This window comes from Ornithinimicrobium panacihumi (assembly GCF_052073805.1).
Taxonomy (GTDB): Bacteria; Actinomycetota; Actinomycetes; order Actinomycetales; family Dermatophilaceae; genus Ornithinicoccus; species Ornithinicoccus panacihumi.
This window is the reverse complement of the sequence record NZ_JBQGWG010000001.1, coordinates 1-22,287: the sequence shown is the minus strand read 5'-3', so window position 1 is coordinate 22,287 and position 22,287 is coordinate 1. Positions and strand designations below refer to the sequence as shown.

General features: G+C 71.4%; 20 protein-coding genes. 5 read left to right on the top strand and 15 right to left on the bottom strand.

Annotated features, from left to right (window positions below; genetic code table 11):
* Positions 1 to 3 precede the first annotated feature (3 nt).
* Both ACTMMA_RS00100 and rsmA read right to left on the bottom strand, forming a co-directional pair.
* Positions 4 to 1,005, bottom strand: coding sequence for a 4-(cytidine 5'-diphospho)-2-C-methyl-D-erythritol kinase (locus tag ACTMMA_RS00100; RefSeq protein ID WP_441188064.1), 1,002 nt, complete (start codon positions 1,003 to 1,005; stop codon positions 4 to 6).
* A gap of 80 nt (positions 1,006 to 1,085) precedes the next feature.
* Complete coding sequence (gene rsmA, locus ACTMMA_RS00095) at positions 1,086 to 1,982, bottom strand: 16S rRNA (adenine(1518)-N(6)/adenine(1519)-N(6))-dimethyltransferase RsmA (protein WP_441188063.1); 897 nt, start codon at positions 1,980 to 1,982, stop codon at positions 1,086 to 1,088.
* A gap of 99 nt (positions 1,983 to 2,081) precedes the next feature.
* Here rsmA and ACTMMA_RS00090 point away from each other — a divergent pair, with 99 nt between their 5' ends.
* Positions 2,082 to 2,405, top strand: coding sequence for a thioredoxin family protein (locus ACTMMA_RS00090; protein ID WP_441188062.1), 324 nt, complete (start codon positions 2,082 to 2,084; stop codon positions 2,403 to 2,405).
* Between the two features lie 14 nt (positions 2,406 to 2,419).
* On the opposite strand, the gene ACTMMA_RS00085 is transcribed toward ACTMMA_RS00090, so the two are convergent.
* On the bottom strand, positions 2,420 to 3,613 hold the full coding sequence (locus tag ACTMMA_RS00085) for a zinc-dependent alcohol dehydrogenase (RefSeq protein ID WP_441188061.1): 1,194 nt from the start codon (positions 3,611 to 3,613) through the stop codon (positions 2,420 to 2,422).
* A gap of 77 nt (positions 3,614 to 3,690) precedes the next feature.
* Between ACTMMA_RS00085 and ACTMMA_RS00080 the strand changes: the two genes are divergently transcribed.
* Entirely contained in the window at positions 3,691 to 4,674 is a 984-nt protein-coding gene (locus tag ACTMMA_RS00080; protein ID WP_441188060.1) for an SDR family NAD(P)-dependent oxidoreductase, read from the top strand.
* 9 nt (positions 4,675 to 4,683) lie between these two features.
* Here ACTMMA_RS00080 and ACTMMA_RS00075 read toward each other — a convergent pair whose 3' ends face one another.
* The 10 genes from ACTMMA_RS00075 to ACTMMA_RS00030 form a co-directional block, all read right to left on the bottom strand.
* Entirely contained in the window at positions 4,684 to 5,517 is an 834-nt protein-coding gene (locus ACTMMA_RS00075; RefSeq protein ID WP_441188428.1) for a TatD family hydrolase, read from the bottom strand.
* A gap of 154 nt (positions 5,518 to 5,671) precedes the next feature.
* Positions 5,672 to 7,516, bottom strand: coding sequence for a methionine--tRNA ligase (gene metG, locus ACTMMA_RS00070; RefSeq protein ID WP_441188059.1), 1,845 nt, complete (start codon positions 7,514 to 7,516; stop codon positions 5,672 to 5,674).
* 11 nt (positions 7,517 to 7,527) lie between these two features.
* On the bottom strand, positions 7,528 to 8,112 hold the full coding sequence (locus tag ACTMMA_RS00065; protein WP_441188058.1) for a GNAT family N-acetyltransferase: 585 nt from the start codon (positions 8,110 to 8,112) through the stop codon (positions 7,528 to 7,530).
* 62 nt (positions 8,113 to 8,174) lie between these two features.
* Complete coding sequence (locus tag ACTMMA_RS00060; protein WP_441188057.1) at positions 8,175 to 10,556, bottom strand: hypothetical protein; 2,382 nt, start codon at positions 10,554 to 10,556, stop codon at positions 8,175 to 8,177.
* 568 nt (positions 10,557 to 11,124) lie between these two features.
* Positions 11,125 to 12,558: a hypothetical protein gene (locus ACTMMA_RS00055; RefSeq protein ID WP_441188056.1), complete on the bottom strand. Its 1,434-nt coding sequence runs from the start codon at positions 12,556 to 12,558 to the stop codon at positions 11,125 to 11,127.
* Entirely contained in the window at positions 12,551 to 13,048 is a 498-nt protein-coding gene (locus tag ACTMMA_RS00050) for a SigE family RNA polymerase sigma factor (RefSeq protein WP_441188055.1), read from the bottom strand. Before ACTMMA_RS00050 ends, ACTMMA_RS00055 begins: the two co-directional genes overlap by 8 nt.
* Positions 13,049 to 13,125: 77 nt before the next feature.
* On the bottom strand, positions 13,126 to 14,976 hold the full coding sequence (locus tag ACTMMA_RS00045; protein WP_441188054.1) for a hypothetical protein: 1,851 nt from the start codon (positions 14,974 to 14,976) through the stop codon (positions 13,126 to 13,128).
* Positions 14,969 to 15,454 carry a SigE family RNA polymerase sigma factor gene (locus ACTMMA_RS00040; protein WP_441188053.1) on the bottom strand — a complete coding sequence of 162 codons (486 nt, stop codon included), beginning with the start codon at positions 15,452 to 15,454 and terminating at the stop codon, positions 14,969 to 14,971. The genes ACTMMA_RS00045 and ACTMMA_RS00040 overlap by 8 nt, the downstream gene beginning before the upstream one ends.
* Positions 15,455 to 15,533: 79 nt before the next feature.
* A complete protein-coding gene (locus tag ACTMMA_RS00035) occupies positions 15,534 to 16,973 on the bottom strand; it encodes a hypothetical protein (RefSeq protein WP_441188052.1) in 1,440 nt (479 codons plus the stop codon).
* On the bottom strand, positions 16,966 to 17,484 hold the full coding sequence (locus ACTMMA_RS00030; protein WP_441188051.1) for a SigE family RNA polymerase sigma factor: 519 nt from the start codon (positions 17,482 to 17,484) through the stop codon (positions 16,966 to 16,968). Before ACTMMA_RS00030 ends, ACTMMA_RS00035 begins: the two co-directional genes overlap by 8 nt.
* A gap of 235 nt (positions 17,485 to 17,719) precedes the next feature.
* Between ACTMMA_RS00030 and ACTMMA_RS00025 the strand changes: the two genes are divergently transcribed.
* From ACTMMA_RS00025 to ACTMMA_RS00015, 3 genes are all read left to right on the top strand, one after another.
* A complete protein-coding gene (locus ACTMMA_RS00025) occupies positions 17,720 to 18,331 on the top strand; it encodes a DUF4126 domain-containing protein (protein ID WP_441188050.1) in 612 nt (203 codons plus the stop codon).
* A gap of 394 nt (positions 18,332 to 18,725) precedes the next feature.
* On the top strand, positions 18,726 to 19,715 hold the full coding sequence (locus ACTMMA_RS00020) for an SPFH domain-containing protein (protein WP_441188049.1): 990 nt from the start codon (positions 18,726 to 18,728) through the stop codon (positions 19,713 to 19,715).
* Positions 19,716 to 19,722: 7 nt separating this feature from the next.
* Positions 19,723 to 19,944: a type II toxin-antitoxin system antitoxin gene (locus ACTMMA_RS00015; RefSeq protein ID WP_441188048.1), complete on the top strand. Its 222-nt coding sequence runs from the start codon at positions 19,723 to 19,725 to the stop codon at positions 19,942 to 19,944.
* A 168-nt stretch (positions 19,945 to 20,112) separates the two neighbouring features.
* Here the strand turns inward: ACTMMA_RS00015 and rsmI are convergent, their stop codons facing one another.
* Entirely contained in the window at positions 20,113 to 20,967 is an 855-nt protein-coding gene (rsmI, locus tag ACTMMA_RS00010; RefSeq protein WP_441188047.1) for a 16S rRNA (cytidine(1402)-2'-O)-methyltransferase, read from the bottom strand.
* Positions 20,968 to 20,981: 14 nt separating this feature from the next.
* Complete coding sequence (locus tag ACTMMA_RS00005; RefSeq protein WP_441188427.1) at positions 20,982 to 22,046, bottom strand: IS110 family RNA-guided transposase; 1,065 nt, start codon at positions 22,044 to 22,046, stop codon at positions 20,982 to 20,984.
* Positions 22,047 to 22,287: the final 241 nt, after the last annotated feature.

Below are 22,287 nucleotides of genomic sequence, written 5' to 3'. Positions count from 1 at the left end.
CCATCAGCCGGGCACCGGGCCGACGGGACCGGGGCGTGGAGGGACCGGGGGTGGGGGCGGGACGCGGTTCTGGACGATCTGCGTGCCCGGCACGGGGCCGGTGGCGCGCAGGATGTCGCCGACGGGCCCGTTGGCCGCGAGGCCGACCGAGAGGTCGATCGCCTCGGCCTGGGAGCCGACGAGGAAGGCGACCGTGGGGCCGGACCCGGACACCAGGCCACCGAGGGCGCCCAGCTCGGAGCCGGCCTCGAGGACCTCGGCGAGGACGGGCTGGAGCGAGATCGCCGCGTCCTGGAGGTCGTTGCGCAGGTGCTTGGCGACCTCCTCGGCGTCCATCCGCCGCAGCGCCGTCATGAGCTCGCCGTTGGGCTCGGGGTCGGGCACCTCGATGCCGGCCTCCTCGCGGAGGCGATCGCACTCGGCGTAGACCGTGGGGGTCGACAGGGCCAGGCCCTCGCCTGCCCAGAGCACCCAGTGCAGCTCGCCCCTGGCCAGGACGGGGGTGATCTGCTCGCCCCGCCCGGTGCCGATCGCGGTGCCGCCGTGCATGAGGAAGGGGATGTCGGAGCCCAGGCTGGCGCCGATGTGCTCCAGGAGGTCGTTCTCGACGTTGTCCATGCCCCACAGCTCACGACAGGCCAGGAGCGCGGCGGCGGCGTCGGCCGACCCGCCCGCCATCCCGCCGGCGACCGGGATCTGCTTGTCGATCTCGATCGTGACCGGCACCAGCCGGGAGCCACGCGGGCGGCGACGGGCCAGGGTCTTGGCCGCGACCAGCGCCAGGTTGGTGTCGTCGGTGGGGACGCGGTCGGCGTAGGGGCCGGTGACCACCACCGACCAGTCGTCGGCCGGCTGGACGCTGACGCGGTCGTAGATGCTCACCGCGTGGTAGACCGTCGACAGCTCGTGGAAGCCGTCCTCGCGCAGCGGGCCGACGTTGAGGTCGAGGTTGATCTTCCCGGGCACCCGGCAGGTCACCACGTCGATCGCCTCGGCAGCCCTCATGCTCCTCACCCTATGGGGCCGGGGCGGTCGGTGCCGGGTCGGCCCCCGTCGCGATGCTGCGTCGGCCCCGCCCGAGCCGCTCAGCCCGCCGGGATCGAGCGTGCCGCGTCGGCGATCCGCGCGTAGTCCAGCACCGTGAGCACCTCGCCGCGCGCCTGCGGGTCGACGCCGGCCGCGCGCAGGATCTCCTCGGCCCGGGCCGCACCGCCCGCCCAGCCCGCGAGCGCGGCGCGCAGGGTCTTGCGGCGCTGGGCGAAGGCCGCGTCGACCACCGCGAAGACCTCTTCTCGGGTCGCCGTGGTGGCCGGCGGTTCCCGGCGCACCATGCGGACGAGCCCGGAGTCGACGTTGGGCGCCGGCCAGAAGACGTTGCGGCCGATGCGCCCCGCCCCCGACACCTCGGCATACCAGTCGGCCTTGACGCTGGGCACCCCGTAGACCTTGCTGCCCGGCCCCGCCGCGAGCCGCTCGGCCACCTCGAGCTGGACCATCACCAGGACCTTCTCGATCGTGGGGACCGTGGCGAGCAGGTGCAGGACGACCGGCACGGCGACGTTGTAGGGCAGGTTGGCCACCAGCGCGGTGGGTCGGGGGTCGGGCAGCTCGGTGACGCGGAGGGCGTCGGTATGCAGCACCGTCAGCCTCTCGGAGAGCTCGGGGGCCAGGGTCTGGACCGTGGTCGGGAGCTGGCCGGCCAGGGTGGGGTCGATCTCGACCGCGGTCACGTGCCGGACCTGCGGCAGGAGCGCGAGGGTGAGCGAGCCGAGGCCGGGCCCGACCTCCAGGACGACATCCTCGGGACCGACCTCGGCGGCGCGGACGATTCGTCGGACCGTGCCCTTGTCGATGACGAAGTTCTGGCCCCACTGCTTGGTCGGCCGGATGCCCAGCCGGGCCGCGAGGTCACGGATCTGCGCCGGGCCGAGGAGGTGCTCCTCGGGCTGGTCTGCCCGGTCCTCGGGCTCCTGCGTCGTCACCGCGTCATGATCCCACGAGTGGCAGGTTTGCCATCCCGGCCGACCTGCTGGAGATCCCCTGCGGATGACCGACGCCCGCCGGTGCAGCATGCTGGGTCGGTGACCACCTACAGCCCCGACCAGCCCGACCGTGCCGACCTCGACGCGACCGAGGGCCCCGCCGTCGTGATCTTCGGCACCGACTGGTGCGGCTTCTGCCGGGCGGCCGAGCGCTACATCGCGCCCGCCCTGGCCGAGCACCCCGACGTGCCCGTCGTGGCGGTCGAGGACGGCAAGGGTCGTCCGCTGGGCCGCTCCTACCAGGTCAAGCTCTGGCCGACCATGGTCTTCCTGCGCGACGGCGTCGAGGTCGACCGGGTCGTGCGCCCCTCGGGGCGGGCCGAGATCGACACGGCCCTGGCCGCGATCACCACCGGCGCCTGACTCACGCTCCGGGCTCAGGGCTGCAGCACGACCTTGAGGCAGCCGTCCTCCTTCTTCTGGAAGACGTCATACATCCGCGGGGCGTCCTCCAGGGACACCCGGTGGGTGGCCAGGGACTCCAGCCCGAGCACGTCCTCGTCCTGGCTGACCAGCTCGAGCAGCTCCTCGGTCCACCGCTTGACGTGGCACTGGCCCATCCGGACCGTCAGCCCCTTGTCGAAGAGGTCCATCATCGGCATCGGGTCGACCGCGCCGCCGTAGACGCCGCTCACCGACACCGTCCCACCCCTGCGGACGGCGTCGATGCTCGCGTGGAGGGCGGCGAGCCGGTCGATGCCGACGTGCTCGATCATCTGGCGTGACACCGCTCCGGGCAGCTTGCCCACGAGGTTGATCACCTTCTCGCTGACCGGGTTGCCGTGGGCCTCCATCCCGACCGCGTCGAGGGTGCCGTCGGCGCCCCGCCCGTCGGTGAGGTCGCGCACCGCGTCGCCGACCTTGACCGGGTCGTCGAGCCCGTCCCGCAGGTCGAGCACCTCGGCGCCCCACTGCGCAGCGAGGGCCAGCCGCTCGGGCACGAGATCGACGGCGATGACCCGCAGCCCCAGGTGGAGCGCGGAGCGCACGGCCAGCTGGCCGACCGGCCCCAGCCCCATGACGGCCAGCGTCCCACCCTCGGGCACGTCGGCCCACTGCACTCCCTGCCAGGCCGTGGGGAGGATGTCGGAGAGGTAGAGATAGCGCTCGTCGGCGCCGTGCTGCGGCAGGCGCACCGGGCCGAACTGAGCCTGCGGCACCCGGACGAGCTCGGCCTGCCCACCCGGCACCGCCCCATACATCTTCGTGTAGCCGAAGAGCGAGGCGCCCTTGCCCTCCTCGACGTTCTGCGTGGTCTCGCACTGGGCGAAGAGCCCGCGCGAGCACATCCAGCAGTGGCCGCAGGAGATGTTGAACGGCACCACGACCCGGTCCCCCACGCTCAGGCCGCCGGCCTCGGGGCCGACCTCCTCGACGACGCCCATGAACTCGTGCCCGAGCACGTCCCCGGGCTCCAGGTAGGCGCCGAGCACCTTGTAGAGATGCAGGTCGGAGCCGCAGATCGCGGTCGAGGTGACCCGCACGATCGCATCGGTCGGCTCCTGGATCACGGGGTCGGGGACGGTCTCGACGCGGACGTCCTCGACGCCCTGCCAGGTGAGTGCTCGCATCCCTCGATGCTAGGTGCGGGGTCGGCGGGGTGCGCGTTGAACAGGCACCTGCTCCCGGACTCACCTAGTTTCGGGGTATGACGTCTCCCGCCTCCTCCTTCGCCCCGCCTCCGCAGGTCTCGGCTCCCGTCGCGCTGGTGATGGGCGCCTCCCGGGGGCTCGGCCTGCTCATCGCCCACCAGCTCGCGGGGCGGGGGCACCGGGTCGTGATCAGCTCGCGCAGCCGGGAGAGCCTGGATGAGGCGAGGGCCCAGATCCTGGCGATCCACCAGGGGGCCGAGGTTCACGTCCACGCCTGCGACATCCGCGACCGACAGGCCGTGCAGGATCTCGTCGGCGACGTCGAGGCGAAGGTGGGCCCGATCGAGGTGCTCGTCACGGTGGCCGGGGTGATCCAGGTGGGCCCGGCCGAGGCGATGACCTTCGAGCACTTCGACCAGTCGCTGGGCACGATGCTGCACGGCCCGATCAACGTGACGTTGCCCGTCCTGGAGGCCATGCGGGGGCGTGGCCACGGCCGGATCGGCACGGTCACCTCCGTCGGCGGGGAGGTCACGCCGCCGCACCTGTGGCCCTACGCGGTCGCCAAGAAGGGCGCGGTCGCCTTCAGCGAGGGACTGGCGGCCGAGCTCGCCGGGACCGGGATCACCTCGACCACGATCGTGCCCGGCCTGATGAGGACGGGCTCGCACGAGCGGGCCCAGTTCACCGGTCAGGCGGAGAAGGAGTACGCCTGGTTCGGCCCCGCAGCCTCGCTCCCTCTCCTGTCGATGGACGCGGAGCGGGCGGCCGAGAAGATCGTGGATGCGGTCCTGGCCGGCGACGTGCGCTGCGAGCTGACCCCGTTGACGGTGGTGGCGACCCGCTTCCGCGGGCTGATGCCGGGGGTCACCACGCGGATGATGGGCCTGACCTCGCGACTGCTGCCCTCCGCGTCGGGACCGGGCCGGACCGTGGAGGGCCGGGTCGCGCGGCAGGGGCTGTCCGGTCCGGCGGCCAAGGTCGTCGACGCCCTCACCACGCTGGGCAGCCGGGCGGCGCAGCGCAACAACGAGCGCTGACCGCCTCCATCAGGCCCAGGTGCCGTAGACCGCCTCGCTGTTGGCCGACAGCGCCTCACAGAGCGTGGGCACCGCGACGTTGAGCGTCGCCGCCATCGACCGCACGGTGTGCGGGATCAGGTAGGGCGCGTTGCCGCGGCCACGGTGCGGCGTGGGCGTCAGGTAGGGGGCGTCGGTCTCGACGAGCAGGTGCTCCAGCGGGGTCACGGCCAGGGCGTTGCGCAGGTCCTTGGCGGACTTGAAGGTGACCGTGCCGGCGAAAGACAGGTAGTAGCCGCGGCGCACGCACTCCCGCGCCATCTCCATGTCGCCGGAGTAGCAGTGCATGACCGTCTTCTCCGGGGCACCCTCCTCGGCGAGGATCCGCATGACGTCCTCGTGGGCGTCGCGGTCGTGGATCTGCAGGGCCAGACCCAGCTCCTTGGCCAAGGCGATATGGCGTCGGAACGAATGATGCTGCGCCGCAACACCTTCCGGACCTGTGCGGAAATAGTCCAGCCCCGTCTCACCGATCACCCGGATCCTGGGATGCGCTGCGAGGGAGGCGATCTCGTCGATCACCGCGTCGAGGTCGCCGGCCTGCTCGTGCTTGGCCGCCTCGTTGGGGTGGATGGCCACGCCCCCGAGCAGCGCGGGATGGTCGTCGAGGATGCCGTGCGTCCAGCGCGCCGACCCGATGTCGCAGCCGATCTGGACGATGCGGTCGACCCCGACGGCCGCGGCTTCGGCGATGACCTGCTCGAGGTCGACGCGCGGGGCGTCGTCGCGGTGGATGTCCAGGTGGGCGTGGTTGTCGGCCACCGTGATCGGCAGCCGGTCCGGGAGCTCCGGGCGCTCGCCCATCCGCGCATCGTTCTGCCGGGCTGCCCGGCCGTCCGCGCCGCCGTCCGGGACACCGCCCCCACTCCTACCCTCGCCCAGGACGGCGCTGTCCCCGCTCATGGCCGGACCCCGGCCCGCACGGACCGGGGCGAGGGGACTGCGGAGGGGAGTGACCTCATACCTGCTCCTCGCCCAGACCCAGGCGACCGCGCTCCTCGTCGACGACCGAAGGATCGAGCTTGGTGAAGATTGGCGAGGGCTTGGCGACGGGCGCCCCGACGACGACCGGCCGGTGCCCCCACCGCGGGGCGTCGGAGTAGTCGCCGGTGATGATCGGGTAGTCGGGCTTCGCCGCGTCGTCGAGGTCGCTGACCTGCTCGAGGCGCGGCATCGGCTGGAAGACACCCTCGCCGCCGAGCGCCTGGTGCACCGCGGTCGAGGAGTGCGGCAGGTAGGGCGACAGGATCGTGTTGAGGTCGACCACCGCCTGGGCGAGGACGTGCAGGACGGTGCCGAGCCGCTCGCGCTGGTCCTCACCCTTGAGCTTGAAGGGCTCGGTGGTGGAGACGTAGGCGTTGGCCTCACCGACCAGGCGCATCGCCTCGGCGAGCGCGGCCTTCTGCTTGTGGGTGGCGATGAGCTGACCGACCGTGGTGAAGCCCTCGGCGATCTGGTCCAGCAGCGCGCGGTCGACGTCCTCGAACTCACCGGCCGCGGGGATCTCCCCGAAGTTCTTGGCGATCATCGAGGCGGTGCGGTTGACCAGGTTGCCCCAGCCGGCGACGAGCTCGGTGTTGGTGCGCTTGACGAACTCGGGCCAGTTGAAGTCGGAGTCTGCGGTCTCGGGGGCGGCTGCGGAGAGGAAGTAGCGCAGCGCGTCGGGCTGGTAGCGCTCCAGCACGTCCCGGACGTAGATGACGATCGAGCGGGAGGTGGAGAACTGCTTGCCCTCCATCGTGAGGAACTCGCTGGAGACGACCTCGGTGGGCAGGTTGAGCACGCCGAACGGGCCGGGCTGCCCGCCCTTGGCTCCCTCGCCGTTGTGGCCGAGCAGCTCGGCCGGCCAGATCTGGGAGTGGAAGGTGATGTTGTCCTTGCCCATGAAGTAGTAGGACAGCTGCTCGGGCGTGGCGCCCTCGACCCACCACTCCTTCCAGCGCTCCGAGTCGTCGCGTCCGCCCTCGCCCTCGGGCAGGCGGCGGGCCCACTCGACGGCGGCCGAGAGATAGCCGACGACGGCGTCGAACCAGACGTAGAGCTTCTTGTGCTCGTTCTCGGCCCAGCCCGGCAGCGGGATGGTGATGCCCCAGTCGATGTCCCGGGTCATCGCGCGCGGGCGGATCTCCTCGAGGATGTTCTTGGAGAACTTGATGACGTTGGGGCGCCACAGACCGCTGGCCTCACGCCCGTCGAGCCACTCCCCCAGCGCCTCGGAGAGCGAGGGCAGGTCGAGGAAGAAGTGCTCGGTGTCCTTGAACTCCGGGGTCTCGCCGTTGATCTTGGAGCGCGGCTCCTTGAGGTCGACCGGGTCCAGCTGGTTGCCGCAGTTGTCGCACTGGTCGCCGCGGGCGTCGGCATAGCCGCAGATCGGGCAGGTGCCCTCGATGTAGCGGTCCGGCAGGGTGCGCCCGGTCGAGGGGCTGATCGCGACCTGCTGGGTCTGCTCGACCATGTAGCCGTTGGCGTGGTTGGCCAGGAAGAGCTGCTGCACGACCTGCTCGTGGTTGGCGGTCGTGGTGCGGGTGTAGAGGTCGTAGGAGACCCCGAGCCCGACGAGGTCCTCGGCGATCATCGCGTGGTTCTGGTCGATGAACTCCTGCGGGCTCATCCCGGCCTTCTCGGCCTGGACGAGGATCGGGGTGCCGTGCTCGTCGGAGCCGGAGACCATGAGCACCTCGTGCCCGGCCATCCGCATGTACCTGCTGAAGACGTCGGAGGGGACGCCGAACCCGGCGACGTGGCCGAGGTGGCGCGGGCCGTTGGCGTACGGCCAGGCGACAGCAGACAGGACGTGGCTCATGGGTCACCAGTCTAGGTGGGGCGCCGGGCCGCCCGATGCGCCCGCCACCGCTCGTCGGAGAGGGCGTAGGTCAGGTTGTCGTCCCACTGCCCCCGCCACCAGTAGGACTTCGGCGCGAAGGACTCGACGGCGAAGCCCAGCCGCTCCAGCAGGCGCGCGGAGGCGTGGTTGTCCGGGGAGAGCTGGGCGAAGACACGGTGGACGCCGAGGCGCTCGACCAGATCGTCGATGACCGCCTCGGCCGCCTCGCGCGCGTAGCCCTTGCCCTGGTGCTCGGTCCGCAGCGAGAAACCGATCTCGGCCACGCCACCCTGCTCGTGCAGACCGACGTAGAGGTCGCCGATCAGCTCGCCCTCGCGCTCGATGCCGACCTGGTAGGAGCCGCCGGGCTCGATGTCGCTCCGGTCCCGGTGCGCGGCGATCAGCCTGTCCGCGTGCTCCCGGGGATAGGGCAGGTCCCAGTCCTGGAGCGCGGCCACCTCCGGGTCGTTCCGGTATGCGGTGATCGTCGCCTCGTCGCCCTCCCGGACGAAACGGAGCAGGAGGCGGTCGGTGCGGAGGGGATAGGGGCCGGGGGAATCGGGGCTGGGACTCACCTGCCCGATGGTGGCCCATGGCGCTGGCAGGCACAACGGGATTTGCGGACCCGGTCGTCTGTTCAAAAGGGCGGCGGCTCGTCGGTGGCGCGGCGTCCGATCCACCGGCCCCAGGGGGTGTCTCGTCCAGGGCTCTGCACGTCTGGCGTCTCTGTTGCCGCGCTCGCCTCGGTCGCCGCGCCCGCCTCGGTTGCCGTGTCCGTCTCGGGGGCCGTGTCCGTCTCGGCTGCAGGCTCCCCTGCAGCGACCGAATCCGTCGTGGTGTCGACATCAGAGTCCGCCGGAGCTGCGACGTCCGCTGCCGCCGTAGGTGCCACATCCGACTCCGGCGGGTCAACCAGGCCCAGGATCTCCTCCGGCGTCGCCTGGGCAGGGGCTGGCCCGGGCCTGCGCTGCCCATCGTCGTCGGTGTGGTGCAGGTGTCCCCAATCGCCGACCATCAACCATTCCTCCGACCCCAGGACGTCGTCATCGGCCTCGGCCCGCTCACCCGGGCGGCGGTGCACGAGCGCGGCGTAGACGAGCTGGTTGAGGAGATCCCGCCTGGCAGCCAGGTCTGCCCGGTCCAGCTCAGCGCGGTCGAGGTCTTCCCGACCCGGGCTCTCGTGCACGCCGTCCGGGCGCGAGGTCTCCGCGTCAGAGGCCTCCCAGGGCGCGAGGGCGCAGACGCGGTCGACGTACTGCCGGTAGTCATGGCCCCGGGTCCGGGCGATCTGCCCCAGCAAGGTCGTCCAGGTGACGTCGCGCCGGCGGTTCATCAGCGAACGCCACAGCTTCTTCGTCTTGCGGACGTGGTCGACGAGCTCCTTGGGGTTGAGGTTGACCTCGGCGGTCCACCCGTGGGTGAGCCATTCCTTCTCGTGGTCGAGCTCGCACTGGCCCGCCGGCCGGCGGCTGCCCGGACCTCGTCCGTAGACGTCCGCCGCGATGATCTGCCGCTTCATCTCGCTGTCCGGCGTATAGCGACCGTTGGACCGCTCGATGCAGCGTCCGCTCTCCGGGTCGATGAGCAGGCGGTGCAGGGTCGTGCCGGGAGTCACGGCGATGCGTCTGGCCTGTCGCGGTGTGATGAAGGCTGCCTCCCACCCGACGAGCTCGGCCACCCTCCCTGCGCCGGGCCGGACAGGTGGCCCGGTCTGGGCAGAGCTGTCCCCTTGGCGGCAGGGCGAGGAGTCTCGGCAGCCGGAGTGCGGCTCGGTGAAATCGGGAGCTGCGGGGATCGCTGGTTCTCCCGGAGGCTCCGGCCCGCTCCTCACTCCGGGTTGCCCTGCTCCCTGTGCGGGCTGCAGGTCTCCGTCTGCGGGATCGGTGACCGCGACGGGGCCGCGGCACTGCGGGCAGACCACGCCTACCATCGCATCCCAGGGGACGATCACGCCTACCTGACCGGCCGGTGTCGCGCTGATCAGCGCCCGCAGCTCCTCGGCCATCTCCGGTGTGATGACCTCGTCGAACAGAGCACCGCTCCCGCCGGTCGTGTCCTCGCCGGCACCGTCCGTGCCCCCGGTCCCGCAGCACGCGGCAGCGCACATCCCGCCCCCGGCCCCGCCTCCGTCTCCGTCGCCGTCTCCGGGCAAGGTGACGACACCGTGGAGGATCAGGATGGCGATGATGTCGGCGCGCAGCTGGGCAAGGGTCCTCTTGTCGCCTCCGGCCCGTGCCCGCCGGGCCATGTCTTCGATCCGGCCGAACACCGCGACCCCCGTCACGGTCGACATGGTGCAGGTCAGGGTCGCGGTCCCGTCATCCTCCACGTCCAGCTGGGCGGACCGGCCCTCGAAGGCGGCTTCGCGCTCTTCCTCAGCGGCATCCTCGTCAAGGCTCTTGGCCTTGGCGACCTCCCGCTTGAGCGCGGCGAAGAACTCTCTGTGGTGCCAGGGGCGCCCCAACTCGAGATTGCCATCGACGTCGAGTCGCTCGACGGCGGCCAGATCCTCGTCGGTGCCGAACATCGCCTCCGAGACCCGGATCGCCTGGTCGACCTCAAGCCGACGAGTCTCCTGCTGGAAGGCCAGGACCAGCTTACGGATGACCTCACCACGCCGCAGCGCGCCGAGGATGGGTCGCCGGATCGATCCAGGACTCGTCGCGAGAGCCACGAGCTGGCGCGCCTCCCACAGCGAGACCCCGAGCAGGACCTGCAGCTCGCCGGCCACGGCCGACTTCACCGATACGCGCCAGGTCTGGTGCGCGGTCTTCGACATGGTCCCGGGGTCGGTCACGCCACGCTCCGACAGGAGGCGGCTGCCGGCGCGAAGGACCAGATCCTGCACGGAGACGAGCAGGGACGCCTCGAGCGCCGCACTCGCACGGGCCATGGCCGCCATCGCGGAGAGGACGTCCGGGTCGGTGTCCGGCACAGGCACCCCGGCCGCTTCCGTGCCATCCGCCGCCAGCTGGGCGCAGTGCAGCTCGACCCAGCGGTCTGCATCATCCTCGACCATGCCCAGGTCCTGGAGAGCTGCCGCCGCGCGCGCAGCGAGTGGGGCAGGCGCCTCGTCCGTCCATGGCGCTGGGCCTACGGAGGTGATGGGATCGGCAACCGGCGCAGCTGCGCCAGGATCAAGTGAGGTCTCGGCAGGCGGGCGAGCAGCACCCACGTCCTCGGACTCCAGCTCGAAGCCGAGCTCGTCCCACTCCGCCCGCTCACGGTCTTCTCGCTCGCGGTCTTCCTGCGCCCGCTCACGGCCTTCGTTCTCTCGATCCTGCGGTTGAGCCGCCATACCCTCCCCTCCCATCGATCCATCACGACCGCCCCGCCCTTCCCCTGAGGAGGTGGTCTGTTGAACTACCTCCATTCTAGAACACACGTCCGACAACCTCCGGGTATCCACAGCCGTGTCAGATATTTGTTCGATATGACCTGGCGGGGGCTCGGCCACGGCAGCTTCCGCGAGTGAGCACGCTGACTTCCGCCGTTCGCAAAGAGGGGCAGGTAGTTGCGGTCGGCCCGGTCAATGGCCTTCCGCCCCGCCGACCCCGCACCCCGGCGGCCGGCGCATCGGGGTCGGGCTATCGCTTCGGGACACCCACCAGTCGAACCTGCCCCTCCGGGCCTTCGATGGTCACGCGCTCGGTGCCGCCGGCATCGAGCTCGGCAGGCAGAACCCCCGGCTGCCCGTCACCGACGGTGAAGTAGATGGCCGCGTCCGTCTCCCACGGCCAGCGCCAGCGGGTCATGTCGACCATCCCCCCGGCCGAGGGACCCTGCTCGTCGGTCACCCTGAGGAAGAGCGATCCGTCCTCGGCGTCGAGCAGCTGCGGCCAACCGTGGGGATCGATCGCCACGGTGTAGGTGGTGCCGAGCAGCGTCACCTCCTCGCCGGGGCCGGCCACCTCCCCGTCCACGACGCCGCGGGGTTCCCAGGAGACCGAGGTCGGCTCCCAGCGTTGCCGGTGCCAGACCCCATCAGCGGCGGCCCACTCAAGACCTTGCATCTGGACCACCTCCGGCCCCAGCCCCTGCACCCCCGACAGGCCCGCCTCGGTGACACCCACCACCCCGAGTCGGAGCCCACCTACCTCCTCCACCGCGCCGGGCGCGATGGCGAAGAGGTCGTCCGGATCCGCCTCGCCGGAGAGCGTGGCGCGCACCCGCGCGGCGTCGTCGCCAAGAACACCGAGGTGGACGGCCGCGATCCCGCCACCTCGCCACCACGGGCGACCCGAAGCCACCTGCAGGACCTGCTCCGACGAGGCTGGATACTGGTTCTCACCCACCACTCCCCACAGCCCGCGCGCGTCCGGCAGCACGTAGACCTCCGTCGCGAAGCCGCCCTGCCCGACCCTGTCGGTGACGACGCGGGCCCCGGATGCCGCCACGACGTCGGCCCCGCCCCACCGCGGCACCTGGGTGATCGCCTCAGAGACCTCGGTGTCCCCGCCGGCGAAGACGAAGTCGAGCCGACCCCCCGGCACGTCCACCGGCTCACCATCCACCGGGGAGCGATCTTCCGATGCGCTGCCGGACACGACCGCCAGCCCATCGGCACCCTCCGGGACCTCCCACACCCCCACCGTCATCTCTCGACCGGGATAGACGACCAGCCCCCCACCGACGAGCTCGCCGTCGACAGTCTGCGCGTCCTCACCGCTCCCGATCCGCACCGAGCCGTAACCGTCCGGACCATCCTTGGTCAGCACCACCTCCGGCCACGGCTGCCCGTCCACGGACGGCGCCGACAGCACCACCCCCTCGGGCACCTGCCAGGTCGTCCCCGCCGGCACGACCGGGGAGAGCCTCACCAGGCCCGACCCACCCAGCCCCGCCCAGACGGCGCCGGCGAGCGCGAGGCCGGCGAGCCCCATACCCGCAGAGGCCGTGCGCCGACGGCGCACGATCTGCTCCCCCCGCGCGACGACGTCGGCCCGATCGAGGTGCAGCGGCGGGGTGTCGGCGGCGGCGCGGTCCAGCAGCGCCAGGACGTCTCGCTCGTGCTCAGACATGGGTGGTCTCCCCTTCCAGCAGCTGGGCGCGCAACCCGCGCAGGCCCTTCATGGTGTAGTTCTTGACGCTGCCGACGCTGATGCCCAGCGCCTCCGCGGTCTGTTTCTCGGACAGGTCCAGGTAGTGCCTCAGCACCACGCACTCGCGCTCGCGCGGCGCCAGGCGGCGCAGGGCGCGGACCAGGTCCACGGTCTGCGGGTCGAGGTGCGGGCCGACCTGCGCGTCACCCTCCGGCAGCTCGTCGGTCAGCACCTCGCGGCGGCGCTTGCGCCAGGTGTCGGTGTGCAGGTTGACCATCACCCGGCGGGCGAAGGCCAGCGGCTGACCGGTGCGCACCGACGACCACCGCGCATAGGTCCGCGCCAGCGCCTCCTGCGCGAGATCCTCGGCGGCCGCCTGCTCCCCCGTCAACATCCAGGCGGCCGCCAGCAGACGGGGGGAGGCGAGGTCGAAGAAGTCCGCGAACTCCGCCTGGTGCGACGACCGCATACCCGCCTCCTCTCGTGGCCTCACTCTCTCAACGGATGAGGCCTCGAAAAGGTGGGGGTATGCGGTGCGCCGTCCCCTCAATCCATCTCGCCCCACGGGAGGGCGGGTGCGACCTCGAGGTCGAGCGCGCCGTCGCCGTCTGTGTCCAGCCCGAAGTCGCCGGTGCCGCCGTCGACCGGGCGGTCCACGGTGGCGGTGAAGACCTCGTAGCCCTCCACGGGACCCTCGTGGGTCTGCGTCCCCACCAGCTCGAAGCCGTCCCGCAGGACCACGGCGGCATCGGTGCCGGCGGTGAGGACCGCCACGAGGACGACGCGCTGCGGGTCGTCCGGGTGCACCCACTCCAGGACCGTCTCGTCGATCGCCCCACCGAGGAGCTCGGTGCCGTCACCGAGGTCGCCGCCGGGGTAGATGAGCCAGCCCTGGCCGGGCAGGAGGTCCAGCGCGAGGCCCGGGTCCAGCGCCATCGATCCGGTCACGACCGAGCCGCCCATCAGCGACCACGTGTTGTAGGCACCCACCGTGCTCGGGTGGTGGATCGCCAGCAGGTGACCGTCCTCCTCGCCGAAGGTGCCGGACGCGACCTTGAGCAGGCGCAGCGCGCCCGACTCGGTCTGCAGCGTGGTCGAGTCCACGATGCTCCCGACCGCCGGGAGGTAGCGGCCGCCGTTGGGCTCCAAGGTCATCAGGACCGAGTCGTCCCCGATGCCCACGGGCAGCACCACCAGGTCGGCCCCGTCGACCCCGGGGTAGGGGTAGACGTCGCCCGAGGTCAACGAGCTCGGGGAGGGGACCAGCTCCTCGCCCTGGTAGGACGCGGTGACCTCCAGCTCGGGGGTGACTTCGAAGGTCAGGCCGGCGAAGTCGCCCAGAGCCTCCACGGTGCCGCCTGCGAGCGCGGACACGGTGCCCGCCTCGTCGGCCCAGCGCACCTCGGCACCCTCCACGACCTGCCAGGAGGACTCGCCTCCGGCGATCACCTGGTCCCCGACGGTCACGAACCAGTCGGCGCGCGCGACCTCGTCATCGCTGCCCGGCGCCGCCAGCCACACGCTGCGCGCCTCCTGCGGCACCCGTGCCGCCCAGGTCATCTGCTCCTCCTCGCCCGTCATCAACAGCTGACCCGGGGTGGAGCTGACGAAGTCGTGGCTGGCCATACCCCACTGCCCCAGGCTCGGGATCGACCAGGCGAGCAGGCCCCGCTCCTCGACCGCCGCGAAGTCGACGGGCGCTCCGCTGAGGGCCTCGGCCCGGTCGGCCCAGGTGAAGAGCACGTCGGTCGGCGGGCCTGCCTCCGGGCTCGGGTCGGGCCCGTTGAGGACGGCCCACCACTGCATCGGCGCGTCACCGTCGGCATAGAGGTCCGAGATGGCCTCGCCGGTGCCCAGCATCGACGCACGGCGCACCTGATCGTCGGGCAGGGGGACGGTCAGGATCGTGACCTGCTCCCCGCGGTAGGCCGTGACCTGGCCGGCGAGCACCTTCTCCCCATCGACCACGGCGCTCGTGCCGTTGACCTCGATCTCGGCGGTGGAGCTGCCGTCGGCCTGCAGCTGGAGCGTGATCTGACCCAGGCGGGTGTAGCCGTCGCTGAACATGTAGTCCCCGTCCGCGCCGCGCAGGTAGATGGTCCGGTCCTTCGCGACGGGGCCGGTCGTGATCGTCGACGTCGTGGTCGTCGTGGTCGTCCGGCCGGCCGGGCTGGTGTCGGGACCCGAGAGCAGTCCGCTGCCGCTCACACTGGTCCACACGGCGGCGGCCAGGGCGAGGGCGCCGATCCCGGTGCCTGCGGCGACGGTGCGGCGCTGGCGCACCCGACGCCTGCCCGCGGCGAGCATCTGCTCCCCGCCCAGGTCGCGGGTCAGGCCTGCGGTGGGGGCGTGCTCGACCGCACGGTCGAGCAGCTGGCCAAGGTTGCGCTCAGACATGACGTGCCTCCTCCTCGCTCAGCAGCGGCCGCAGGGCCGCCAGGGCGTCGGACGTGTATCGCTTGACGGAGCCGAGGCTGATCCCCAACGTCTCGGCGGTGTCCTTCTCGGACAGATCCAGGTAGTGCCGCAGCACCACGCACTCCCGCTCGCGCGGGGACAGCTTCTGCAGCGCCCTCACCAGGTCCACGGTCATCGGGTCCTGGGTGTATGCGGCCTCCCCCGCCTGGTCGGTGAACACCTCTCGCCTCCGCGAGCGCCACCGGTCGGTGTGCAGGTTGCTCATCACCTTGCGGGCGTAGGCGACGGGATGGCCCGAGGCCACCTTGCGCCACCGCACGTAGACGCGGACGTAGGTCTCCTGGAGGAGATCCTCGGCCGCGTACGGGTCGGCCGTCAGCAACCAGGCGTAGCCCAGCAGCGTGGACCTGGACTGGTCGACGAACTCGACATAAGCCGCGTCCTGAGAACCGCTCACCCGCTCCTCCTATCTCTCGGCGTGGCCATTCTTCGCCCTCGGTAACGGAGCAGGTGGCCGAAAGGTTGGGGGGTGTCGCTCAGGGAGCCAGGTTGGCGCTGACGTCGGGGCGCTCGTCCCCGTCCAGGTCCAGCCCCAGACCGGTCCCGGCCGGGTCGTCGATCGGCTCGTCGAACCGGGCGGTCCCGTGCAGGAGGGTGAGCCCACCCTCGAGCTCCACGTCGTCGGCCGGCTCGATCTGCACGCCGGGCTCCGCCACGATCTGGGCGTCGACCCGTGCGTCCCCGCGGACCAGCGCCGCGTAGCGGACCGTGCGCTCGTCGACCGTGAAGGCCAGCAGGTCCTCGTCGGCACGCCCCGCGAGCGGGTCGTGCAGCACCCGGCCGGTCGTCTGCGCCAGCAGCCAGGTGCCCGTCGGGGAGGCCAGCACGAGGCCGTCGTCGATCGCCACATAACCGGCCGGGTCGGTCCCGACGAAGTGCCAGTAGTTGGCGATCCCCTCGGTGCGCTGCTCGCTGTCCTCCCGGGCCAGCGCCACGACGCGAGCCCCCTCGGCGACCTGGGCCACGAGGAAGACCCGGCCGGCCGCGAGCTCGACAACCGCCTCCCGACGCACGGCGCTGGGGTCTGCCACGAGCCTCCCGTCCCGTTCGACGATGGGCAGGACCGGGCCGGTCGGGTTGGCCTCGGCCAGCAGCAGGGTGGAGCCGTCGGTGTCGGTCCAGGCCCACAGCTGCCCCTCGGGCTGGTGCGGCGCCTCGGCCAGCTTCGTGGGGCCGCGCAGGACGGCGGACGGACGTTCCGTGCCTGGTTCGACCAGGATCTCGAGGCCTTCCGCCGGGGAGGGGACGGCGAGGGCGGGTTGCCGGACACTGCCGTCCGGCTGCTCCTCACCGACGACCAGCTCACCGAACGGTGGTGCGTCCACCCGCAGGGCGATGACCTGGTCTGCGTCCTCCCCGGTCAGGGGAAGGATGGCGACGTCGGCCGGCTCGGACCAGTCGATGGCTCCGGCGGGGCCCTGCGAGCCGACCCGCGCCAGGGCGGGGTCGGAGAGCTCCCAGCCCCCGAAGAGATAGACGGGTCGACCCTCGCCGTAGAGCGTGGCCAGCCCGGACACCGACATGATGTCGGCCAGCGGGGTGGGATAGGTCTGCCCGTCCTCACCGGTGGCGACCACGTCCTCACCCTCCTGGGTCAGCGTCACCGTCGAGCCGTCGGCGAGGGTCAGCGTGGCATCGGTCGCGGGGCGGACGGTGCCGTCCTGCTCGCTCTGCGAGGTCGTCTGCCCGGCTGGGGCGGTCGACTGCGAGGACCCGAGCAGGTCCTGACCCGGCCCCATCCAGAAGGCGCCGGCCAGGGCGAGGGTGGCGAGCCCCATACCTGCTCCCGCAGCGCGGCGGCGGCGGACCTTGCGGCGACCGCCCTCGAGCACGGAGTCGGGCTGCACGGACATGGGGGGCGCGTCGGTGGCGGCGCGGTCGATCAGGGCCAGGACGTCGAGGTCTCGCTCAGACATGGCTGTCCTCCAGGATGCGGCGCAGGCCGGCGAGGCCGCGCGAGGTGGAGCTCTTGACCGTGCCGAGGCTGACGCCGAGGGCCTCGGCGGTCTGCTGCTCGGACAGGTCCAGGTAGTGGCGGAGCACGATGCACTCGCGCTCCCTGGTGGGCAGCTCTTGCAGCGCCCGGACGAGGTCGACGTTCTGGCTGTCGGCCGGAGAGCCTGAGGGGCGGGATCCGACACCGGCACCGGCGTCGAGGGGGTCACGCTCGGGAGGGCTGTCGGAGAGCACCTCGCGGCGACGCTTGCGCCAGCCGTCGGTGTGCAGGTTCGCCAGGATCCGCCGCGCGTAGGCCGCAGGGTTCCCCGAGCGCAGCCGCCCCCAGCGGACGTAGACCCGCTCCAGCGCCTCCTGCACCAGGTCCTCGGCCGCCACGGGGTCGCTGGTCAGCATCCACGCGGTGGTCAGCAACCTCGGCGAGGTCTGCGTGACGAACTCGACGAACTCAGCCTCGTGCGCCGCTCGCATCACCGACCTCCTTCCTGACATCCATCATGTCCCCCCAACGGCCCAGCCCCCCGAAAGGTTGAGTCCCCACTCCCCCTTCCCCACCGGGCGCGCCGAATGGTTGCCCCACACCCCACCGGGCGCGCCATGTGGTTGCCACGCTCGCCCGTCACCGGGAAGAACCGGACCACCCTGCGTGGTTCACTAGACCGACGACCCCCACCGGGGGACGCCGAGACGAAAGGGCGAGGCACCGATGCTCGCTGCACTCACCGGGGCAGGCCTGTCGGCCGCAGCAGGCCTGAACGCCTACATCCCGTTCATCCTGGTCGCGCTGATCGCCCGCTTCACCGACGTCATCAACCTGCCGCACCAGTACGCCTGGATCGAGTCCTGGTGGGCCATCGGGATCGCGGCCGTGCTGCTGCTCTCCGAGGTGGTGCTCGACAAGGTCGCGGTCGTCGACAGCATCAACGACGCGGTCGGCACCTTCGTGCGCCCCGCCACCGGCGGCCTGATCTTCGCCGCGACGACGGCGGCCGAGGACTTCGAGAAGGGGTCGACCTTCATGGCCGACAACCCCTGGGTCGGGGTCATCCTCGGCATCATCACCGCCGGCATCGTGCACACCGGCAAGGCGGTCAGCCGCCCGGTCGTCAACGCCGGCACCGGCGGGCTCGGCGCACCCGTCGTCTCCACCGCCGAGGACGGGGCTGCGATCACCCTGTCGCTGGTCGCCATCTTCCTCCCCGTGCTGGTGATCTTCCTCCTCCTGCTCCTGCTGTGGGGCCTGTTCGCGCTGTGGCGCCGTGGCTACAACCGGCGCCGGCGCCGCGACGAGCTGATGGCGGACGCCGGCTACAGCTGAGCGCACGCAGACGTCGGACGGCCCGTCACCCCTGTGGGGTGGCGGGCCGTTCCGGTATGCGGCCACACCCCGGCCGGAGCCCCGTCGCCGCGGTCGTGCGCCGGGTCAGGCGGCATCCCGGTCAGGCGGGATCCGGGCCAGGGTCAGGCGGCGTCCGGGTCAGGCTGGTGGATGCCGATGGTGTTGCCCATCTGGCACCTCCTGGTGTCGTGGGTGAGGTGGTCTGGGTGGAGCGGAAGCGGGTGGAGCGGATCCGGGTGGAGCAGGCCGCGCCTGCGACCCACGATCACGCTAGCGCGCACCGGCTCCCCCCGTCAGGGTTCGAGCCCAGGATCCGTTCTGATAAAGTGATATCACTTAGTTATCATTTTGGACTCCACCAGGAGGGATCACCATGACCGAAGAGCAGCACGCACAGGTCCACGACGACAGGCTGGACCTCGACGAGTCCACCGGGGGCACGCCGGCCGGCCGGCCGGTGGGCGTCGACGGCACCCGCGTCGACGTGACCGAGCGCAAGGCCTGGTCGATCGACGGCTTCGCGGGCCTCGCGGTCTCGCTGGTCCTCATGGGCCTGGGCAGCTGGGCGGTCGTCCAGGGCGGACTCGACGCGGACGCCGGACGGGGCGGCGTGGGCCTCATCGTCCTGGGCTCGGTCGTGCTCCTGCTCGGGATCGTCCTGGCGGCCTCGCTCACGGTCGTGGCCCCGGGACACACCAAGGTGGTGCAGTTCTTCGGCCGCTACATCGGCACGGTCCGCAAGCCCGGGCTGCGCATGGTCGTGCCGCTGAGCACCCGCCGCAACGTCTCGGTCCGCGTCCACAACTTCGAGACCAACGAGCTCAAGGTCAACGATGCCGACGGCAACCCCATCAACATCGCCGCGATCGTGGTCTGGCAGGTCGCCGACACCGCCCGGGCGACCTTCGCCGTCGAGGACTACGAGGAGTTCGTGGCCGTCCAGGCCGAGTCCGCCCTGCGGCACGTCGCCATGAGCCACCCCTATGACAACGACGCCACGGAGGTCACCCTGCGCGGCGACACCGACGTCATCTCCGCCGAGCTGGCCCACGAGGTCGCCGAGCGGATCGCGCTGGCCGGCCTGGAGGTCGTCGAGGTGCGCATCTCCGCCCTGGCCTACGCCCCCGAGATCGCTCAGGCCATGCTCCAGCGTCAGCAGGCCTCGGCCATCATCGCCGCCCGCGAGAAGATCGTCGACGGCGCCGTCGGGATGGTCGACAGCGCCCTCAAGCAGCTCGAGACCCAGGACATCGTCGAGCTCGACGACGAGCGCAAGGCCGCCATGGTCTCCAACCTGCTGGTCGTGCTGTGCTCCGAGCGAGGCACCACGCCGGTCGTCAACACCGGGTCGCTCTACACCTGACCCGGGCATGGCACAGAAGGAAGGGCGCCGCCCGCAGGAGCGCAAGTCCGTGCTCCTGCGGCTGGACCCTGCCGTGCACGCGGCGCTCCAGCGCTGGGCCGCCGACGACCTGCGCAGCGTCAACGCCCAGGTCGAGATGATCATCCGGGACGCCCTCCGCGAGGCGGGCAGATCCCCCAAGGGCGCGAACCCCATACCCCGCCGTGGCCGTCCCCCCAAGGAGACCTGACCTCCACCCCCACCGGGCGCGTCCAATGGTTGCCCCACACCCCACCGGGCGCGCCGAATGGTTGCCCTCCACCCCACCGAGCGCACCGAATGGTTGCCCTCCACCCCACCGAGCGCACCGAGTGGTTGCCCTCCACCCCACCGGGCGCGCGCTGTGGTTGCTGAGGGCTCAGCGGGCGGCGATGGCCGCGTCGTAGAGCACCTTCGCCGACTGACCCGTGCGGGCCGCCACGTCCCTCGTGACGTCCTTGAGCCTCTCACCGGCCGCGGCCCTCTCCAGGATCTCGGGTATGAGGCTCGCAGGGTCGGTCTCGCGCGTCGCCTCGCTCGGCCGGCCGGACACGACCACGGTGATCTCCCCCTTCACCCCGTCCGCCGCCCAAGCGGCCAGCTCGGCGAGTCCGCCTCGCCGGGTCTCCTCGTAGGTCTTGGTGAGCTCACGGCATACCGCGGCACGGCGTTCGTCCCCGAACGCCTCAGCCATCGACGACAGCGTTGCGGCGAGCCGGTGCGGGGCCTCGAAGAAGACCATCGTGCGCGGCTCGTCGGAGAGCGTGGCGAGCATCCGGGCGCGCTCACCCTGCTTGCGAGGCAGGAAGCCCTCGAAGCAGAAACGGTCGACGGGAAGACCTGAGACCGCGAGCGCCATCAGCACGGCGGAGGGGCCGGGGACGCAGGTGACGTGGACCTCCGCCTCCACGCAGGCGCTGACGAGCCGATAGCCGGGATCGGAGACCGAGGGCATCCCCGCGTCGGTGACCAGCACGACGCGCGCGCCCTCGGCCATCCGGGTCACCAGCTCGGGAGTGCGGGCAGCCTCGTTGTGCTCGTAGTAGCTCACCACCTCGCCCTTGACGTCGACGCCGAGCCGGTCGGCGAGCTTGCGCAACCTGCGGGTGTCCTCGGCGGCGATGATGTCGGCGGTGGTCAGCTCCTCCAGGAGGCGGGGGCTGGCGTCGCGGGAGTCGCCGATGGGGGTCGCGGCGAGGACCAGTGCGCCGGTCGTCGGATCGGTGTGCGGCATGGGTTTCTCCTATGTCAAGCCGCTGCCGTTTGGCAAGTCGGTTCGACGGTGGTGTGGGTGTTGTGGTCGGTGGTCAGGAGGTTGAAGACGGTGCGGACCAGGCGTCGTTTCAGGCAGCGCAGGGCTTCACGGTTGGACATGCCCTCGGCCTTCTTCTTCTCGTAGTACGCCTGCCCGAGGGATCCTTTGAGCCGGACCTGGGTGATGGCGATGCGGTGCAGGGCGCAGTTGAGCTGACGGTTGCCCGAGCGGGTCATCCGGACCCGCCCGTCGGTGCGTCCGGACCAGACCGGGATCGGCGCCGCTCCCGCGTGCCGGGCGAACGCGGCCTCGCTCTTGAAGCGGGTGATGCCGGCGGACTCCCCGAGCAGTTTGGCCGCGGTCAGCCCGGCGCAGCCGTCCATCGCGACCAGGGAGGGGGCGTGCTCTTTCGCGTGCGCGGTCAGCTCCTTCTCCTTGGCCTTGATCCGTGCCGTGAGCTCGATGACGTCCTCAAGCTCCTCCAGCGCCAGGGCGGCCACGATCCCCTCCTGGGTGACCAGCCACGCCTTCAACGCGTCCTGGTGCTTGGCCAGGTCCAGCGACCGGGGCTTGGGAGCGTGCTCGGGGTCCAGCTCGTGCACCCGCCACAGCAAGGCGTTGATCCGCTGCGTGCGGGTCTTGACCAGCGCATCTCGCCGGTCGGTCAGCAGCTTGGCGGTCCGGGACACCTCGTCATGGGAGGCGACCGGCAGGTGTGGCTCACGCAGGTACGCCTGCGCCACAGCCAGTGCGTCGATCGGGTCGGACTTGCCCCGGGTGCGGGCGCTGGCCCGGACCTGGGCCATCATCTTCGGCGGGACCCGCACCACGAGCTGGCCCGCGGACAGCAGGTCCCGCTCCAGCCTCGCGGACAGGTGCCGACAGTCCTCGATCGCCCAGGTCAGCTCGGTCCCGAACTCGCGCCGGGCCCACGCCAACGCCTTCAGATGCCCCTTGGACGTGGCCTCGACTTTCAGTTGGCCCAGCTTGCGGCCGACCTCGTCGACGGCGACGAAAGTGTGGGTGGACTTGTGCACATCGGCTCCAACAACAACCATGGCGGTTGCCTCCTCTTTCACCTTGATCAGTGAGTGGACGGTTGGACCGGTCGGCGGACACATCTCAGTCGGGGCGAGACCACGCTCCTATCAAGTCACGCCGGCCGGTCCGTCACACCTGGTGCCGGCAAAACCCATGCTGGTCAACCCGCGAGCGAGCGACAGCGAACCTATGAGCCAGACACCAGGTGATCAGGATCCAACCACCGCAACCAGTGCGGTGCCATCACCCTGACACTGA

Bases quoted from the DNA above. Each gene is read 5' to 3' on its own strand.
- ACTMMA_RS00100 (WP_441188064.1), bottom strand. From the start codon at position 1,005: ATGAGGGCTGCCGAGGCGATCGACGTGGTGACCTGCCGGGTGCCCGGG.
- ACTMMA_RS00085 (WP_441188061.1), bottom strand. From the start codon at position 3,613: ATGCGAGCACTCACCTGGCAGGGCGTCGAGGACGTCCGCGTCGAGACC.
- ACTMMA_RS00080 (WP_441188060.1), top strand. From the start codon at position 3,691: ATGACGTCTCCCGCCTCCTCCTTCGCCCCGCCTCCGCAGGTCTCGGCT.
- ACTMMA_RS00075 (WP_441188428.1), bottom strand. From the start codon at position 5,517: ATGGGCGAGCGCCCGGAGCTCCCGGACCGGCTGCCGATCACGGTGGCC.
- metG (WP_441188059.1), bottom strand. From the start codon at position 7,516: ATGAGCCACGTCCTGTCTGCTGTCGCCTGGCCGTACGCCAACGGCCCG.
- ACTMMA_RS00060 (WP_441188057.1), bottom strand. From the start codon at position 10,556: ATGGTCGAGGATGATGCAGACCGCTGGGTCGAGCTGCACTGCGCCCAG.
- ACTMMA_RS00055 (WP_441188056.1), bottom strand. From the start codon at position 12,558: ATGTCTGAGCACGAGCGAGACGTCCTGGCGCTGCTGGACCGCGCCGCC.
- ACTMMA_RS00050 (WP_441188055.1), bottom strand. From the start codon at position 13,048: ATGCGGTCGTCGCACCAGGCGGAGTTCGCGGACTTCTTCGACCTCGCC.
- ACTMMA_RS00045 (WP_441188054.1), bottom strand. From the start codon at position 14,976: ATGTCTGAGCGCAACCTTGGCCAGCTGCTCGACCGTGCGGTCGAGCAC.
- ACTMMA_RS00035 (WP_441188052.1), bottom strand. From the start codon at position 16,973: ATGTCTGAGCGAGACCTCGACGTCCTGGCCCTGATCGACCGCGCCGCC.
- ACTMMA_RS00030 (WP_441188051.1), bottom strand. From the start codon at position 17,484: ATGCGAGCGGCGCACGAGGCTGAGTTCGTCGAGTTCGTCACGCAGACC.
- ACTMMA_RS00025 (WP_441188050.1), top strand. From the start codon at position 17,720: ATGCTCGCTGCACTCACCGGGGCAGGCCTGTCGGCCGCAGCAGGCCTG.
- ACTMMA_RS00020 (WP_441188049.1), top strand. From the start codon at position 18,726: ATGACCGAAGAGCAGCACGCACAGGTCCACGACGACAGGCTGGACCTC.
- ACTMMA_RS00015 (WP_441188048.1), top strand. From the start codon at position 19,723: ATGGCACAGAAGGAAGGGCGCCGCCCGCAGGAGCGCAAGTCCGTGCTC.
- rsmI (WP_441188047.1), bottom strand. From the start codon at position 20,967: ATGCCGCACACCGATCCGACGACCGGCGCACTGGTCCTCGCCGCGACC.
- ACTMMA_RS00005 (WP_441188427.1), bottom strand. From the start codon at position 22,046: ATGGTTGTTGTTGGAGCCGATGTGCACAAGTCCACCCACACTTTCGTC.